The sequence below is a fragment of the Bdellovibrio bacteriovorus genome, from assembly GCF_001592745.1.
Taxonomy (GTDB): Bacteria; Bdellovibrionota; Bdellovibrionia; order Bdellovibrionales; family Bdellovibrionaceae; genus Bdellovibrio; species Bdellovibrio bacteriovorus_B.
This window is the reverse complement of the sequence record NZ_LUKD01000006.1, coordinates 124,586-138,472: the sequence shown is the minus strand read 5'-3', so window position 1 is coordinate 138,472 and position 13,887 is coordinate 124,586. Positions and strand designations below refer to the sequence as shown.

Annotated in this window: 13 protein-coding genes; 11 read left to right on the top strand and 2 right to left on the bottom strand. The window is 46.5% G+C overall.

Annotation, left to right across the window (positions count from 1 at the left end; translation table 11 throughout):
- Nucleotides 1–3: 3 nt before the first annotated feature.
- Nucleotides 4–660 carry a hypothetical protein gene (locus tag AZI87_RS13730; RefSeq protein ID WP_063208298.1) on the bottom strand — a complete coding sequence of 219 codons (657 nt, stop codon included), beginning with the start codon at nt 658–660 and terminating at the stop codon, nt 4–6.
- A gap of 79 nt (nt 661–739) precedes the next feature.
- Between AZI87_RS13730 and AZI87_RS13725 the strand changes: the two genes are divergently transcribed.
- From AZI87_RS13725 to AZI87_RS13675, 11 genes are all read left to right on the top strand, one after another.
- On the top strand, nt 740–1,180 hold the full coding sequence (locus AZI87_RS13725) for a hypothetical protein (RefSeq protein WP_063208296.1): 441 nt from the start codon (nt 740–742) through the stop codon (nt 1,178–1,180).
- A 45-nt stretch (nt 1,181–1,225) separates the two neighbouring features.
- The gene (locus AZI87_RS13720) at nt 1,226–1,921 is read left to right on the top strand and encodes a polyprenol monophosphomannose synthase (RefSeq protein ID WP_063208293.1); all 696 of its coding nucleotides are present in this window, start codon (nt 1,226–1,228) and stop codon (nt 1,919–1,921) included.
- A complete protein-coding gene (locus tag AZI87_RS13715) occupies nt 1,896–2,741 on the top strand; it encodes a hypothetical protein (RefSeq protein ID WP_063208292.1) in 846 nt (281 codons plus the stop codon). The genes AZI87_RS13720 and AZI87_RS13715 overlap by 26 nt, the downstream gene beginning before the upstream one ends.
- A 79-nt stretch (nt 2,742–2,820) precedes the next feature.
- The gene (locus AZI87_RS13710; RefSeq protein WP_063208290.1) at nt 2,821–3,396 is read left to right on the top strand and encodes a hypothetical protein; all 576 of its coding nucleotides are present in this window, start codon (nt 2,821–2,823) and stop codon (nt 3,394–3,396) included.
- Nucleotides 3,397–3,471: 75 nt separating this feature from the next.
- Nucleotides 3,472–5,340 carry a DNA mismatch repair endonuclease MutL gene (gene mutL, locus AZI87_RS13705; RefSeq protein ID WP_063208288.1) on the top strand — a complete coding sequence of 623 codons (1,869 nt, stop codon included), beginning with the start codon at nt 3,472–3,474 and terminating at the stop codon, nt 5,338–5,340.
- On the top strand, nt 5,340–6,299 hold the full coding sequence (gene miaA / locus AZI87_RS13700) for a tRNA (adenosine(37)-N6)-dimethylallyltransferase MiaA (RefSeq protein WP_063208287.1): 960 nt from the start codon (nt 5,340–5,342) through the stop codon (nt 6,297–6,299). The genes mutL and miaA overlap by 1 nt, the downstream gene beginning before the upstream one ends.
- A gap of 7 nt (nt 6,300–6,306) precedes the next feature.
- Entirely contained in the window at nt 6,307–7,185 is an 879-nt protein-coding gene (locus AZI87_RS13695; protein ID WP_063208285.1) for a YicC/YloC family endoribonuclease, read from the top strand.
- A complete protein-coding gene (gene gmk, locus AZI87_RS13690) occupies nt 7,182–7,739 on the top strand; it encodes a guanylate kinase (protein ID WP_063208284.1) in 558 nt (185 codons plus the stop codon). The genes AZI87_RS13695 and gmk overlap by 4 nt, the downstream gene beginning before the upstream one ends.
- 50 nt (nt 7,740–7,789) lie before the next feature.
- Nucleotides 7,790–8,029: a DNA-directed RNA polymerase subunit omega gene (rpoZ, locus tag AZI87_RS13685; protein ID WP_063208282.1), complete on the top strand. Its 240-nt coding sequence runs from the start codon at nt 7,790–7,792 to the stop codon at nt 8,027–8,029.
- 150 nt (nt 8,030–8,179) lie between these two features.
- A complete protein-coding gene (locus AZI87_RS13680; protein ID WP_063208280.1) occupies nt 8,180–10,396 on the top strand; it encodes a RelA/SpoT family protein in 2,217 nt (738 codons plus the stop codon).
- Nucleotides 10,383–12,983 carry an ATP-binding protein gene (locus AZI87_RS13675; protein WP_155722574.1) on the top strand — a complete coding sequence of 867 codons (2,601 nt, stop codon included), beginning with the start codon at nt 10,383–10,385 and terminating at the stop codon, nt 12,981–12,983. The genes AZI87_RS13680 and AZI87_RS13675 overlap by 14 nt, the downstream gene beginning before the upstream one ends.
- On the opposite strand, the gene AZI87_RS13670 is transcribed toward AZI87_RS13675, so the two are convergent.
- Nucleotides 12,980–13,885: a hypothetical protein gene (locus tag AZI87_RS13670; protein ID WP_063208277.1), complete on the bottom strand. Its 906-nt coding sequence runs from the start codon at nt 13,883–13,885 to the stop codon at nt 12,980–12,982. The two genes, AZI87_RS13675 and AZI87_RS13670, sit on opposite strands and share 4 nt — an antisense overlap.
- Between the last annotated feature and the right edge of the window lie 2 nt (nt 13,886–13,887).

Genomic DNA, 13,887 nt, shown 5'->3' with positions numbered 1-13,887 from the left:
CCATTATAGGGACGTAGTCAGGCGAAAGGCAAAGTCAAAGGAGTTTTTGTCTGCCGTACGGTTTACCATAGCCGAGCGAGCGCTGAGTTCCGCCCCTAAAGAAAGATTCTTGTGCACTTGCGCCGCGAAGCCGGAAGAAACCACCAATGAAGGAGTGGTGTCATTCACGTCGATATTGCGAGTAGGGTCGGTGAAGCGCATAAAACGATTGGAAAGACCCGCGCTCAAAGAATAGTTCCAAATACTTTCAAGCTTGTTCGTGTAGCCCATCTTCAGATCGAACTCTTTCAAAGAGAGCTCTTCAGCTCCCGAAGAGGTGACACCATAATTTCTAAACACACCTTCGGAATACCAGTTCGGAGAAAACAGGTCCATTCCCATCGACAGTTGAATGCCGCTAGCATGGCGATTGAAATTTTTGTTCTGAGTCGCGATGTTCGTGAAGGTGTTCACGTAGCCAATCCCGGCATGTAAGCGCACGTCATCAAAAGAGCTCGTTTGCTTAGCGGCCATGACATTTTTCTTAGAGCTGAGCTCATCTAGAAGCTGGTCATAGGAAACTTCTTCATAGTCAGAAGAGGAAGCCGCCTGGACTAAAGTGGAAGAAGAGAACACCGAAAAAACGATCAAAACGAATTGGAGTGCTTTTGATATTTGCATTCCTTGATTCTAGCAAGGCTTTGTCATTTTTCATAAAATCATCTTTCGTTCTAGACCTCTTTATTGGCACACTAGAAGTATGTTTCCGAGTTTTCGCCAACATCACAATTGTTACTGCGCTTTTTGCAAATCGCCTCGTCGCATTTATCGTAAGAAAAGTATTTCTTTGATGAACGTGTTGGGAAGTGCACTAGCGTCGGTCGTGATAATGTTCGCCATCTGGCAGCAGTTTGATCCTCGTGTGATGATTGTGTTTGTGGTGTGTCTGGCTTTTTCAGAAGTTTTCGTGAAAATCCGCTGGCGTCTTTCTGTGGTGTGCAGAGCGTGTGGTTTTGATCCCGTTCTTTACACCAAAGATCCACAGGCTGCGGCGGACAAGGTTCGTTTTCAATTGGATGTTCGCAAGCAAGATCCTAAATACCTTCTTGCCAAGCCGTTAAATTTGCCCGCAATCCCTGCAGAGAAAGCGAAAGCTCTTCAAGAAAAGGGAAAAGGGCGTTTAGTCTCTCGTTCCATTTGATCTAAAGATTGCCAGGTCGGCCGGTTTATGCCAGTTTAAGGGGGCATGAAAACACTGATCGTTATTCCTACGTACAATGAAAAAGAAAACATCCAGGCGATTGTTCCCGCCGTCCTTGCACAAAATTTAGGCGTTGAGATCTTGGTAGTTGATGACAACTCTCCAGATGGAACGGGTGCCATTGTTCGTGAGATGCAAAAGAACATTCCTCAGCTTCACTTGTTATCACGTCCTGGTAAGCAAGGTTTGGGAAAAGCCTATATTGCGGGATTTCGTTGGGGTATGGATCATGGCTTCGATGCGATCACAGAAATGGATGCCGACTTTTCCCACCGCCCCGAAGATCTGGGACCGCTTCTTAAAAAATTAGAAACTCACGATTTCGCTGTGGGTTCTCGCTATGTCGAGGGAGGTCGCACTGTGAACTGGGGCCTCTTGCGCAAAATTATTTCCCGCGGTGGTGGTATTTACGCGCGCTTGATCCTGGGATTTCCGTTGAACGATTGGACCGGTGGCTTTAACGCTTGGAAAAAAGAAGTTCTGCACGCCATAGACCTTTCCACGGTTGAATCCAATGGATATAGCTTTCAAATCGAATTGAAATACAAAGCTATGAAAAAAGGTTTTAAAGGAGCCGAGTCACCGATTGTGTTTGAAGACCGTCGTGTTGGACAAAGCAAAATGTCTTTAAAAATCGTCATTGAGGCCTTCTATCGTGTATGGCTTATGCGCTTTAAGTAAGAGTCTTGCGGCTCTTACTCTTCTGCTTTTTCTTCCTCTTTTTTCCTGGGCTCAGGCGCAACAGGCCACAGTCATTCTTGATGGGGCGCTGGTGTATCAAGATGCGGATTTTGATGCTCCCGTTATCGCGACTTTAAAACGTGGCGCTGTTCATAGTATTTCCAAAGGTAAAAAAGGTCCGTTCTATAAAATCCGTATTAAGCCGGGTTCTGTCGGGTGGATTTCTGATACCGACATCAAACCTGGAGTTTATAAGTTAGAAACTCCCAAAGAAGAATCGCGAGCCGAGAAAAAAGACGAAAAAAGAAAACCTTTCTTTGCGACTCGCTATCGTGGACCGGCCTTGGATTTTATTAATTATACTGAGGACACTTTAGGTCAGGAGCGCTCGGAGTTTCTTCCTTTTTACGGTGTGAAGTTTGCCGGATTTAATACGATCTTCACGGGAGAAATCTACACTGAAGGAAATATCCTTTTTCACGTGGGAGCCCCGAAATATTATTCAGATTACACTGGAAAAGGCTCTGACGGTTTTGTTTTCCTCGCGGATTTTTTATTTCAAACCGTTCTTCCACAAGGGAAAAACGCGATTTTCTTTTACGGGTTTGGCCCGATGTTTAAGTACTCTCACTTCACTTTGGAAGTTCCAAATGGAACAAAGACACTCAGTTATTCCGCAGATGATATGTCCTTGGGGGCGGTTTTTGACTTGGGCCTTTCATGGCGTTTGGGGCGCTACTCTATACGAACAGATGCTAAATACTATTGGGAACGAACGAAGTACTATGGCTTCGGTCTCAATTTTGGCTGGGAATTCTAATCTCACAATAACGCATTGCAAATATACTGGCAGGTGACACGAGGGGTGTTACATCGTGACGGCGTTGAGGGGGATTTTCGTGCGTTTTCTTTTATTTTTCGCGTCCGTTTTGTTTTCCATCTCTGCATTTGCTGCTGACACCGAGGCTTACTTCGAAGCGTTGAAACAATCAGGGATTAACTATGAACCTGATGGCGCGATCTGCGAACAAGTGGCGAAGCTCCACTACAGGGAAGAATATCCCGCCGGTCCGTTTCTAATTACTACTGGTGTTGAATACAGCACCGGGGTGCTCACCCTCGGAGAACTTGATATCGTTGTTATTGATCGCGCCACTCAGAAGGTGGTCTTAGTCAGTGAAGTAAAGTGCTGGAGAAACCTCCAGCAAGCGTTGGATAAAGCAAAGTCTCAGCGTCTGCGCTTTCAATGGAACTTAGAAAAACATTCTCAGCAAATGCAGTTTGACTCTTATGAGGGTCTTCCATTTAACGTAGCACAGTTTGACAGTTCCACGCAGTACCGCTCCCTTTCTCAAGCCGGCGGCGTCAAAAAAGGCTTTGATGCAGAGCTTGAATTGACGCTTTCAGAGCTGAAGCAACTACGCATGAGGCTACTAAAATGCCAGGCTTGGGGAGAATGCCGCCGCCCTGAATAAGGACGGACGATTTTTACCCAATGCGCACCGCGCCAGAGTGGACTTGCTGGCGCTCCTCATGCACATTCTCTCTCTATGTCCATTCAAGTTTTATCTCCTGAAGTCGTCGACCAAATTGCCGCAGGCGAGGTGGTGGAGCGTCCTGCTCACTTAGTTAAAGAGCTTGTTGAAAACAGTATCGATGCGGGGGCCACGCGCGTGCACGTTGAGTTCTTTGACGGCGGTCGCATTGTTAAGGTGATCGACAACGGGAAGGGTATGGCACCTGAAGATTTGCCGAAAGCGCTTGAGCGTTTTGCCACCAGTAAAATTTCAAAAACAGATGACCTGTGGCGCTTAAGAACTTTTGGATTTCGTGGCGAAGCGCTTGCAAGTATCGCCGCTGTCAGTAAGCTGACGCTGACGTCTCGTCGTGCGGATGATGAACAGGCTCATCAACTCATTTCAGAATACGGCCGCAAAAAAGACATCGATAAAGTGGGCGGCTCTCAAGGGACGACGATCTTAATTGAAAATCTTTTTGATAATACTCCGGCGCGTTTGAAGTTTTTAAAATCCGACGCCGCAGAAAACACAGCGATCAAAACGACGCTTAAAGCTATGGCCCTGTCTCACTACGACGTGGAATTCCGCATTCAGGAAAACGGCAAGCTTGTCAGTTTTTGGCCTGCTTGCAGAAATCGCAAGGATCGTGTTGAGCAAATTTTAGAAATCAAACCTCTTTTCGTCGGCGAAGCTTCGCGTGAAAACGTGAAAGCCTATGCCGTGTTCGCGGATCCTCACAATGTGGCGAAGACGGCTAAAAATATTTGGCTCTTTGCGCAGAATCGCTGGATTCAAGATCGCAGTTTGCAGGCGGCTGTCAATGAAGCTTACCGCAGTCTTCTTATGCACGGGGAATATCCTATTGCCGTTGTGTGGGTCGAAACAGATCCCGACTGTGTCGACGTGAATATTCATCCCACAAAATCGCAAGTGAAATTTCAAGAACCTTCATTAGCTTTCCGTGCCGTTGCGGGAGCTTTGCGCAGCACTTTAGAGCAAGCGCCTTGGTTGCCGGCTCAGCAGAGACCGCAGCCCGTGGCACCCCTTTCGGACGTGTCTTCTGCGGATTATCCCTCGACTCAAGGGCTTCCGAATTTTCTGAATTCACCCTCTGCAATGCCGGCGATGCCGAAAGAAAATCTGGCCTTCGATGATTCGTCACTGAAAGCCACGAGCTTTCAAAAGAAGGACTTTTCTTTCCCAAGTTCTTCCGTGAATCAACCGAAGGTCAGCTATCAGACTTTGGCAGAAGCGGCGTCCTCGCGCGAAAGCTTAGGGCCGTCCGCGGTGGCCGAGCCGGAAGCGCCTCGTGGTTACTGGTCGTCACTTGAAGTTTTAGGTCAGGCGAATCTCACTTATATCGTGACTCAAGCCCGCGACAAAATTGTTTTCGTGGACCAGCACGCCGCTCATGAAAGGGTGGTTTACGAAAAACTCATGAATGCGTGGAAGGGGGGCAAGGTCGATGTGCAAGACTTCCTTTTCCCACTGGCTATTGATATGTCTCCCGAAAAAGTGGAAGCGCTTTTGACATTAGGTAAAGACATAGAGCGCCTGGGTGTTTTCATCGAGTCGCTAGGACCGGGAACGATCGGCGTGAAAGCTGCACCTTTAATGATCAAAGAGTCCATCTTAAGCACCGTCCTTGATAAAATGGCTAACGAAATAGTCGAGCAGGGCGGCAGTTATTCTTTAGAAAGAGTCGTCGGAGACATCTGTGCCACGATGGCCTGCCATTCCGTGGTGCGTGCCGGACAAGCTCTAGGGGTGGATCAAATGAAATCACTCTTAAGAGACATGGATCAATTCCCTCTTTCTAGTTTCTGTCCTCACGGTCGCCCGGTGAGTGTGGAGTATCCGTTCTATAAGCTTGAAAAAGATTTTGGTCGCATCGTTTGATGAATAAAGCAAAGCCCGTGATTTTTGTTGTTGGTTCAACGGCCACCGGAAAGTCCGAGTGGGCTCTTCGACTTGCGCAGGAATTTAAGGGCGTTATCGTCAACTGTGACTCTATTCAAGTTTACAAAAAGGTCGATATTGGTGCTGCAAAGCCCACGAAAGAAGAACAGGCCTTAGTGCCCCATTATCTTCTGGATTACGTGAGTCCCTCGCAAGAAATGACCGCTGGTCAGTATTGCCGCGACTTCTATGAAGTCATGGAAAAAATCCCCGACGGCACCCCGGTTTTTGTCGTCGGAGGAACGGGCTTTTATTTCATGGCCATTGAAAAAGGCATGTATCCCGTTTTGCCTGTGTCTGAGGCCGTGCAAAAGCAAGTGGCCGAAGAGCTTAAAACCGAATTGGGTGCCCAAAAACTTTATCAGGAGCTGTTGGAAAAAGATCCCGAATATGGCGCCAAAATTCACCTGTCTGATCATTACCGTATAGGTCGCGCAATCGAATTGATTCGCACGCAAGGGAAAAGCGTGACGGCCATCCAAAAAGAATTCGAAGAATCGCGGGCGCCTTTTCCGTTTCCTCTTTTGAAGATTGGGCCTTCTTGGGATCGCGAACTCTTAAAAGAGCGCATTGATCTTCGCACTCGCAAAATGCTCGAGGCGGGTTTGGTTGAGGAAGTGAAAGAGCTACTCGATGAAGGTCTAGAGTCATGGGCTCCGATGAGTAGCGTGGGCTACAAAGAAACCATCGCCTACTTGAAGAATGAAATCTCCAAAGAGCAGCTTCTTGAGGACATTTCCACCAATACAAGGCAGCTCGCTAAACGGCAAAGAACTTGGTTTCAGCGAGACAAAGACATTCAGTGGTTCGACGGAAAAACAGGCTTTTCCCAAGCAAGATCCGTGGTCGAGGAATTCCTAAATCCTTTTGACCCCACGAAAGGGAAAGCTGGAGAATGAGGTTACTATGAAAAGCATGACAGGGTACGGCACCGCAAGAGTTCAAACCAAAGACGTCACCGTAGAGGTGAGCATTCGTGCGGTGAACGGCCGTTTCTTAGAGCCAAGATTCCATCTTCCTCGCGAATTCGTATCGCTGGAATCAGAACTAAAAAAAATCTTAAGCCAAACTTTATTGCGTGGAACGATTGATATCTTCGTTTCTCGTCGTGTTCGTAATACCGCCGCCAAGGCGCAAATGACGGTGAATGATACTTTGGCGAAAAAGTATATGACCGCATATAAGCATCTTTCCAAAGAGTTAGGTGTTCCATTTCAAGTGCATCTTGAAGCTTTGGCTCGTCTTCCAGAGATCATCAAGGTTGAAGAGTCGTACGAGATGTTTACGGGCGAAGATAAGATTCTTAAAAAAGCTTTCACGGCGGCTTGCAAGGCTTGCAACGCAGAACGCACACGTGAGGGGAAAGCTCTTCGTCGTGATTTAGAGAAGCTTCTTTTGTCGTTAGAAAGACAAGTTAAAGTAATCAGTGAACTGCGTGGCGAAGCGAACGCTCAGCTGCAAGAGAAGTTCGAACAGAAGATTCGTGCTCGTCTTAAAGGCAATGATATTGATCCGACTCGTTTATCCCAAGAGATCGTTATTCAGCTTGAAAAAGCGGATATTAATGAGGAACTCACGCGTTTGAGCGAGCATATTAAAAACTACCGCCAACTCGTGATATCTCAGCAGGCCGAAGGAAAGAAATTGGATTTCTACACCCAAGAGCTGCTCCGCGAGGTGAATACGATTGGTTCCAAGTCTCAGGTAGCCAAGATCACTCAAGCCGTGGTAGAAGCAAAAACCCTTATTGAAAGACTTAGAGAACAGGTACAAAACGTTCAATGAAGACGCGTCTTATTATTGTCGCCGCTCCAAGCGGTGCTGGAAAAAGTAGTTTTGTCGAAAAGATCAGCCAGGAAGATCCTCGCTTGGTCGACATTATTACTTTTACGACGCGCTCTATGCGTAAGGGTGAAAGTGAAGGGCATCCTTATCACTTTATCAGTTCCGAGGACTTCCAGAAAAAGATCGAAGAAGGTTTTTTCGTCGAGTGGGCTCGCGTTCACACGAACTATTACGGGACTTCTTATGACAGCATTGAGACGTCCTGGAAGCACGGCAAGTGCGCGATCATGGACATCGATATCCAAGGCGTTGCGACCTTTAAGGCTAAATTTCCGGATGCAAAGACCGTTTTCATTCTTCCTCCCTCAATTGATGAGCTGCGTCGCCGTATTGCAAAACGAGACGGGGGTATGCCGGCCGATATCGAAGTGAGAATGGCGAACGCGGAAAAAGAGCTGCGAGAGGCCTCTAAATTCGATTATCAGATCGTGAACGACGTCTTTGAACATTCCTACGCTCAATTTAAAAAAATCGTTGAAGAATTACTAGCTTAGCGGTAACTTGGCCGGATCAGTATTTTCCTTTATTAGTCCCTGGAGGCAGAATGGCTCGCGTAACCGTTGAAGATTGCTTGGAAAAAGTTCCTAATAGATTTGCTCTAGTGCTTATGGTTGCTAAAAGAGCGAAGCAGCTTCTTAAAGGTGCCGAGGCGACTGTGTCCACTCGTAGCAATAAATACATTGTGAGCGCGCTTCGCGAAGTGGCTATCGGAAACGTAGGTTACACTGAGGCTATGGAAAATGCGGAAGCTATCCGCCAAATCGAGAAAGATTTGAATAAATAGGACCCTACAATCTAAAGGGGATCTAAAAAGGAGGCTCAACAGCCTCCTTTTTTCGTTTTAGGCCCTTCCGTCAAAACCTAAATAAATCCAAGACCTTATTGAAAAGGTAGTTGGAACTCGTTCTGCAACTCAGGTAAGCTTATTACAAGTATGTTTGAGACTCTGAAAGAGACCGGTGTCAGCCATAAACCCGTTAAGACCTTAGATGATCTTCTAAGTCGTATTCGTAGTTTTTACCCGAATGCTGATTTAAAGGTGATCGAGAAGGCCTATTCTTTTTCAGAAAAAGCTCACGAAGGGCAGATTCGTCGCAGCGGTGAGCCCTATATTTCTCACCCCCTTTCTGTAGCCGCCATTCTGGCGGATCTTCATCTGGATTTAGATACGATAGCGACGGGACTTCTTCACGACACCGTGGAAGACACACATGCTACTTTGGATGATATTCGCCGTGAGTTTGGTGATGTGATCGCTCATCTTGTCGACGGTGTTACTAAAATCGGTCAGATGAAATTTAAAAACAGCCACGAAAAACAAGGCGAAAATATTCGTAAGATGATCGTCGCCATGGGTAAAGATGTGCGCGTGGTTTTAGTGAAGCTTGCCGATCGTTTGCACAACATGCGAACACTGAACTTCATGCCTTTTGAAAAACAAGAGCGCATTGCTTTAGAGACTTTGGAAATTTATTGTCCTCTTGCGGGCCGTATGGGTATTAGTTCTCTCAAGATCGAACTTGAGGATCTGTGCTTCCGTTACTATCGCCCGGACATGTACTACCAACTTGTTCAGCAAATTAAAAAAAGCGAAGCCGAGCAAACACGTTACATTGAGGACGTGAAGAATCTGATTTCAAAAGAGTTGAACAAAGCCGGCTTCAAGTACGAAGTCTTCGGTCGTTCAAAACACTTGTGGTCTATCTATCGTAAGATGCAATCACGTAACATCGATTACGATCAAGTCTATGACATTCTGGCGTTTCGAGTGATCGTTGATAGTGTGGCTGAGTGTTACGCCGCTTTGGGCTTAGTGCACTCTTTGTGGAAGCCAATTCCAGGTCGTTTTAAAGACTTCATCGCGATGCCGAAGGCCAATAACTATCGATCCCTGCATACGACAGTTGTTGGCCCGGGCGGGGAGCGCATCGAGATCCAAATCCGCACTTCAGAAATGCACTTGGTCGCTGAGCGCGGTATCGCCGCCCACTGGAAGTATAAAGAGCGCGGTAAAATGATTGATGATTCGGACGTGCAGCAAGCAGATTGGCTGCGCGACCTCGTAACATGGCACCAAAATGTGCGCAGTTCGGATGAGTTCCTCGATACGGTTAAGACCGATTTATTTGAAACAGAAATTTACGTCTTTACTCCGAACGGAGATGTGCGTGAGTTCCCTGAAGGGGCGACTCCGGTTGACTTTGCCTATGCCGTGCATACCGAGCTTGGAAATCAGTGTGTCGGTGCGCGCGTGAATGGCAAGATGGTTCCTTTGAAGTATCAGCTTCAAAATGGGGACTCTGTTGAAATCATGACTTCTAAAACCCAGATGCCTTCCAAGGACTGGTTGAAGTTTGTTGTCACGAACAAAGCCAAATCCAAAATCCGCGCCTTCGTAAAAGAAGAACAGCGTCGTCGCGCGATCATGTTGGGTAAAGAACTTTTAGAAAAAGAATTCCGCAAGTTCGGTATGGCTGCGGCGAAATACCTCAAAGGACCGGCCTACGAACAATATCTGAAAGACCATGGCATTGCGGACCTCGATGAGCTTTACGTCACTGTCGGCTACGGGAAGCTTGAAACACGTATTTTAGTTGAAAGACTGTCCCCAGAAAACATCGCAAAAGAAGCGGCGAAAACTGAAAATACGACTTTCATGGAAAGAGTCATGCGCGCGGCGACTCAGAAAACGCGTAAGACGAATTCTTTGATCAGTGTGGATGGCATGGATGATGTTCTGGTTCACTATGCAAAATGTTGCCATCCTATCCCTGGAGATCCAATTGTTGGCTTTATCAGTCGTGGTCGCGGTATCACCATTCACCGTAGTGACTGTCGTAAGGCTTTTGAGTTCGATCAACTTCGCAAGGTCGATGTCACTTGGAATGTGAAACAGGCCGGTGACGGCCAAGAGCGCATTGTCCGCTTGAAAATTATTTCTCAAGATACGCCAGGTCTTTTAAAGCTGATGTCAGAAGCTTTTGCGCAACAGGGAATCAATATCCAGTCCGCGCAAATCCGTACGACTAAGGATAAAAAAGCCGTCTGTCATTTCGAAGTCAGTGTGAAAGACGCAAGTCAGGTCAACCAAGCTATCTACGAGATCCAAAAGATCAAAGGTATTATTGGTGTCACTCGTGTCATCCAATAAAATTTCAAACCGCCTGCACCTAATATTTGCTTTCGTAACCTTGGCTTTAGGACTCATGGTCATGACGGGATGGTGGATAAAGAATCTAACCATCGTGCAAATTCATGCCGACTTCGCGCCGATGGTTTTTAATACGGCTTTTTGTTTTGCCGTAATTTCTTTAGGTTTTCTTTTTTCAGACCGTAAAGATCAAACTATTTCCAAGACCTGTTCCGCAATAGTATTTCTTGTATCAGGTTTGACGCTGGTGCAGTACCTAACAGGTGTCAGCTTAGGAATAGATAAACTTTTTGTAGATCCTTTCGTGAGCGTGGGCTCTGTGATCTCCGGGCGCATGGCGATCAGCACGGCGATTTGTTTCATCATGATTTCGCTATCGCGTTTTTTTAAAAAACGTGATTTTTCGTCTCACATCATTATCGTGACGGTTTCTTCATTGGTTATCGGATTTTCCCTGATCGGAATTTTTGGTTACGCATTTGGCTTTAATTCTGAATACGGCTGGGGAAGTTTTTCTCGTATGGCGGTTCATACTTCCATCGGGCAAGTGCTTCTTGCGCTTGCAATGCTTTGGCAGCTTCGCGTGGAAAACCGCCAGTTACCCGAGGCCCGCCGTCGTACTTCGGTGCCATCCTATGTTCTTATCGTGGGAATTTTGACATCCATTTTGATTTGGCATCTTTTAATTCTGCGCGATCAAGACAGAAATCGCCGTGTGGTGCAGATTCAAGCAGAAAGCATTAAAGCTAATATCACAAATATTTTTGCGCCTCTAGAAAAAGCCTTGCAGCACATGGCTCGTCGATTTGCTGCGGGTGCATACGAGAATGAAAAAATGTGGTACGCGGATGCAGAAAGTTACTTCACCGAGTTTGAAGGATTGCGTCGTCTTCTGTGGGCAGATGAAAAACACATCGTCCAGTGGGTGTATCCGTTAGACCGGGGAGGAAGCAAGCTTATTAAAGCCAATGTTTCGACAGATGCGGCGGTGAAAGAACGCATGGCGATTGCTGAAAGTGAACACCGCGCTTATCTTTCTAAGTTCATGGAACTTAGAACGGGCGGCAAAGGCTTTGTGATGTTTGCCCCGATCTACAACAAGGATAAATATCTTGGGACCATTCGTGGAGCTTTCTTAGCAAAACCTGTATTTGAAAAAATCATCGACCTCAGTGGTTATCACGTGACGATTTATGAAGATGGTCACGAAGTTTTTTCCACTGGTACGGCTGACGCGGTTTTCGCGCGCGACTGGAAAACAAAATCCCGCTATCACTATATGGGAGCGGAATGGGAGATTCTATTAATCCCATCCCCTGAAATCATTCGTGAAAACACGTCTTCATTACCCAACCTTGTTCTTTTCTTTGGGGTGAGTATTTCTGTTCTTTTGGGAATCGCTTTGAGCTTTTTCACGCGCGCTCGTGATTCAGAAAAAGCAGCTAAAGAGGCCTTCGAGTGGAAGCAAGCCGGGATGAACAGTGTACCGCTTTTGATGATCTCTTTAGATGAAAATACGTTCATTCGTGAAATGAACTCGGCGGCGGAACGAATTCTTGAATACTCGACAGATGAAGTGAAAGGGAAAGAAACTCCAGCTATTTTTCACGACCTCAATGAAGTCGTCGCTTTCCGCGATAAAATGGCCTTGCAGGTCGGAAAGACCATCGAACTAGGGCCTGAATACTTCGAATACTTTTTTAAGCTTGGCTACAATCGTGCTTCCGAGTGGACGATTATTTCGAAAACGGGCCGAAGATATTCAATGGTGCTTTCGTTAAGTAAAATTCTGGATGAGCAAGGGCGTATCACTGGTTATTTAGGTATTCTTGAAGACGTCACACAGCTGCGTGAAAAAGAAAAGCTGTTGAAAGAACAAGAGCTGAAAATTCTGGCGTCGTCTCGTTTGGCTTCACTCGGTGAGATGGCCGCAGGTATCGCTCACGAAATCAATAATCCTTTGGCTATTATCAATGGTCACGTCAGTGTTCTTCGTCGCGTCCTAACTCAAAAAGGGGTGGCGCAAGATGGAGATGTGACGAAAAAATTGGATGCGATTGAATCGGTGATTCAACGGATTGCTAAGATCATTCGCGGAATGCGCAGCTATGCTCACGAAACGGATCTGACAAATGAAGAAGTGATTGCCGTGGAGTCCTTGGTTGATGACACTTTGGCATTCTGTCACGAGAAATTTAAATCTGAAGGCGTTGAGCTGGCCGCGCAAATTCAGCCGGACTTAAAAATCCGTGGTCGTCCTTATCAGATTTCTCAAGTTCTTTTAAATTTATTGAATAATGCCATGGATGCCGTGGCGGTAAGTCCGGTAAAAAAGGTCTCTTTAGAGGCGTCCCTGCGTAACGGTGGTGTTGAAATCACTGTTTCCGACACCGGCCCGGGTGTACCTTATCATCTGCGATCTAAAATCATGGAACCTTTTTTCACAACGAAAGAAGTCGGTAAGGGCGTAGGTTTGGGATTGAGCATCTCGCAAGGAATTGTGCAGTCTCACGGGGGTAAATTCTATCTTGACGATAATTCGACCAAGACACGTTTTGTGATCTGGTTGCCTCAAGAAAAGGCCTAGAGATTCCAGGCCCATCCTGCTTTAAGTAAAATCTGACTGGCTTTCACAGTGCTCGAAGCAGGAAACATATTGTATTCAAGACTGACAGGGATATAAGTTTTGCGATCCATTTGGATATCAGTTCCAAAGGCCGCTGTAATTACCGAGTTGGTCGAAATCTGAGACTGATTTAAGGCTGTGCTGGATTTTGAAACTGCCAACAAATAACCCATTCCGCCGCCGATCCAAGGACGGTACTTCCCGATGTAGGGATACCATTTCGCAAGGCCGTACACAGAGAGATAGTTGATCTTAGCATCACAGTTTGTTGAACCAGAGCAGGCCGCAGAAGAAGCCGTGCCCGCAACATTGAACTGTTCAATGGCGGCGTATCCTCTTCCCACAAAAGAAGGGCTGAAAACATAGTCATAAAATCCACCAACGCCAAAACCGGAACCACTCATTTTGACGGCGGCTTTTTGTGTGATGCCAAAGCCATCTTTATAACTGACATCTGCATCCATAGAGTTCATTAAATAGCCACCGAGAATGCCGTAAGAGTCTTTTAATACACGAGAAATATTTGTAGTCGGACGAGGAGTGTTCTCTTCGCTCTCTTCGGTGGGCGTGACGTCGGCACTCATTTTCGAAGCCGCTTTGGCTTGCAGAGTGTATCCGCTAGCAGCACGTCCTTTTAAGATTTCGCCCAGGGCTTTATTGCCTTTAACTTGTTTGACGCGAATGATGGCCGTGCGTTTTGTCGTGCCCGGGTTTACCAGAAAGAACTCATCGCCTTCCATGACGGATTCACCGTCCAGAGTAATTAGAACTTTTTGTCCTTTGACGGCGGAAACCGAAGCGGCGAACGCGGAAGAACATCCTAGTAAAAATACAAGTGCAGCAAAGAACTTTCTTCCAAACATCA

Bases quoted from the DNA above. Each gene is read 5' to 3' on its own strand.
- AZI87_RS13720 (WP_063208293.1), top strand. From the start codon at position 1,226: ATGAAAACACTGATCGTTATTCCTACGTACAATGAAAAAGAAAACATC.
- mutL (WP_063208288.1), top strand. From the start codon at position 3,472: ATGTCCATTCAAGTTTTATCTCCTGAAGTCGTCGACCAAATTGCCGCA.
- AZI87_RS13725 (WP_063208296.1), top strand. From the start codon at position 740: ATGTTTCCGAGTTTTCGCCAACATCACAATTGTTACTGCGCTTTTTGC.
- AZI87_RS13670 (WP_063208277.1), bottom strand. From the start codon at position 13,885: ATGTTTGGAAGAAAGTTCTTTGCTGCACTTGTATTTTTACTAGGATGT.
- gmk (WP_063208284.1), top strand. From the start codon at position 7,182: ATGAAGACGCGTCTTATTATTGTCGCCGCTCCAAGCGGTGCTGGAAAA.
- AZI87_RS13680 (WP_063208280.1), top strand. From the start codon at position 8,180: ATGTTTGAGACTCTGAAAGAGACCGGTGTCAGCCATAAACCCGTTAAG.
- rpoZ (WP_063208282.1), top strand. From the start codon at position 7,790: ATGGCTCGCGTAACCGTTGAAGATTGCTTGGAAAAAGTTCCTAATAGA.
- miaA (WP_063208287.1), top strand. From the start codon at position 5,340: ATGAATAAAGCAAAGCCCGTGATTTTTGTTGTTGGTTCAACGGCCACC.
- AZI87_RS13695 (WP_063208285.1), top strand. From the start codon at position 6,307: ATGAAAAGCATGACAGGGTACGGCACCGCAAGAGTTCAAACCAAAGAC.
- AZI87_RS13730 (WP_063208298.1), bottom strand. From the start codon at position 660: ATGCAAATATCAAAAGCACTCCAATTCGTTTTGATCGTTTTTTCGGTG.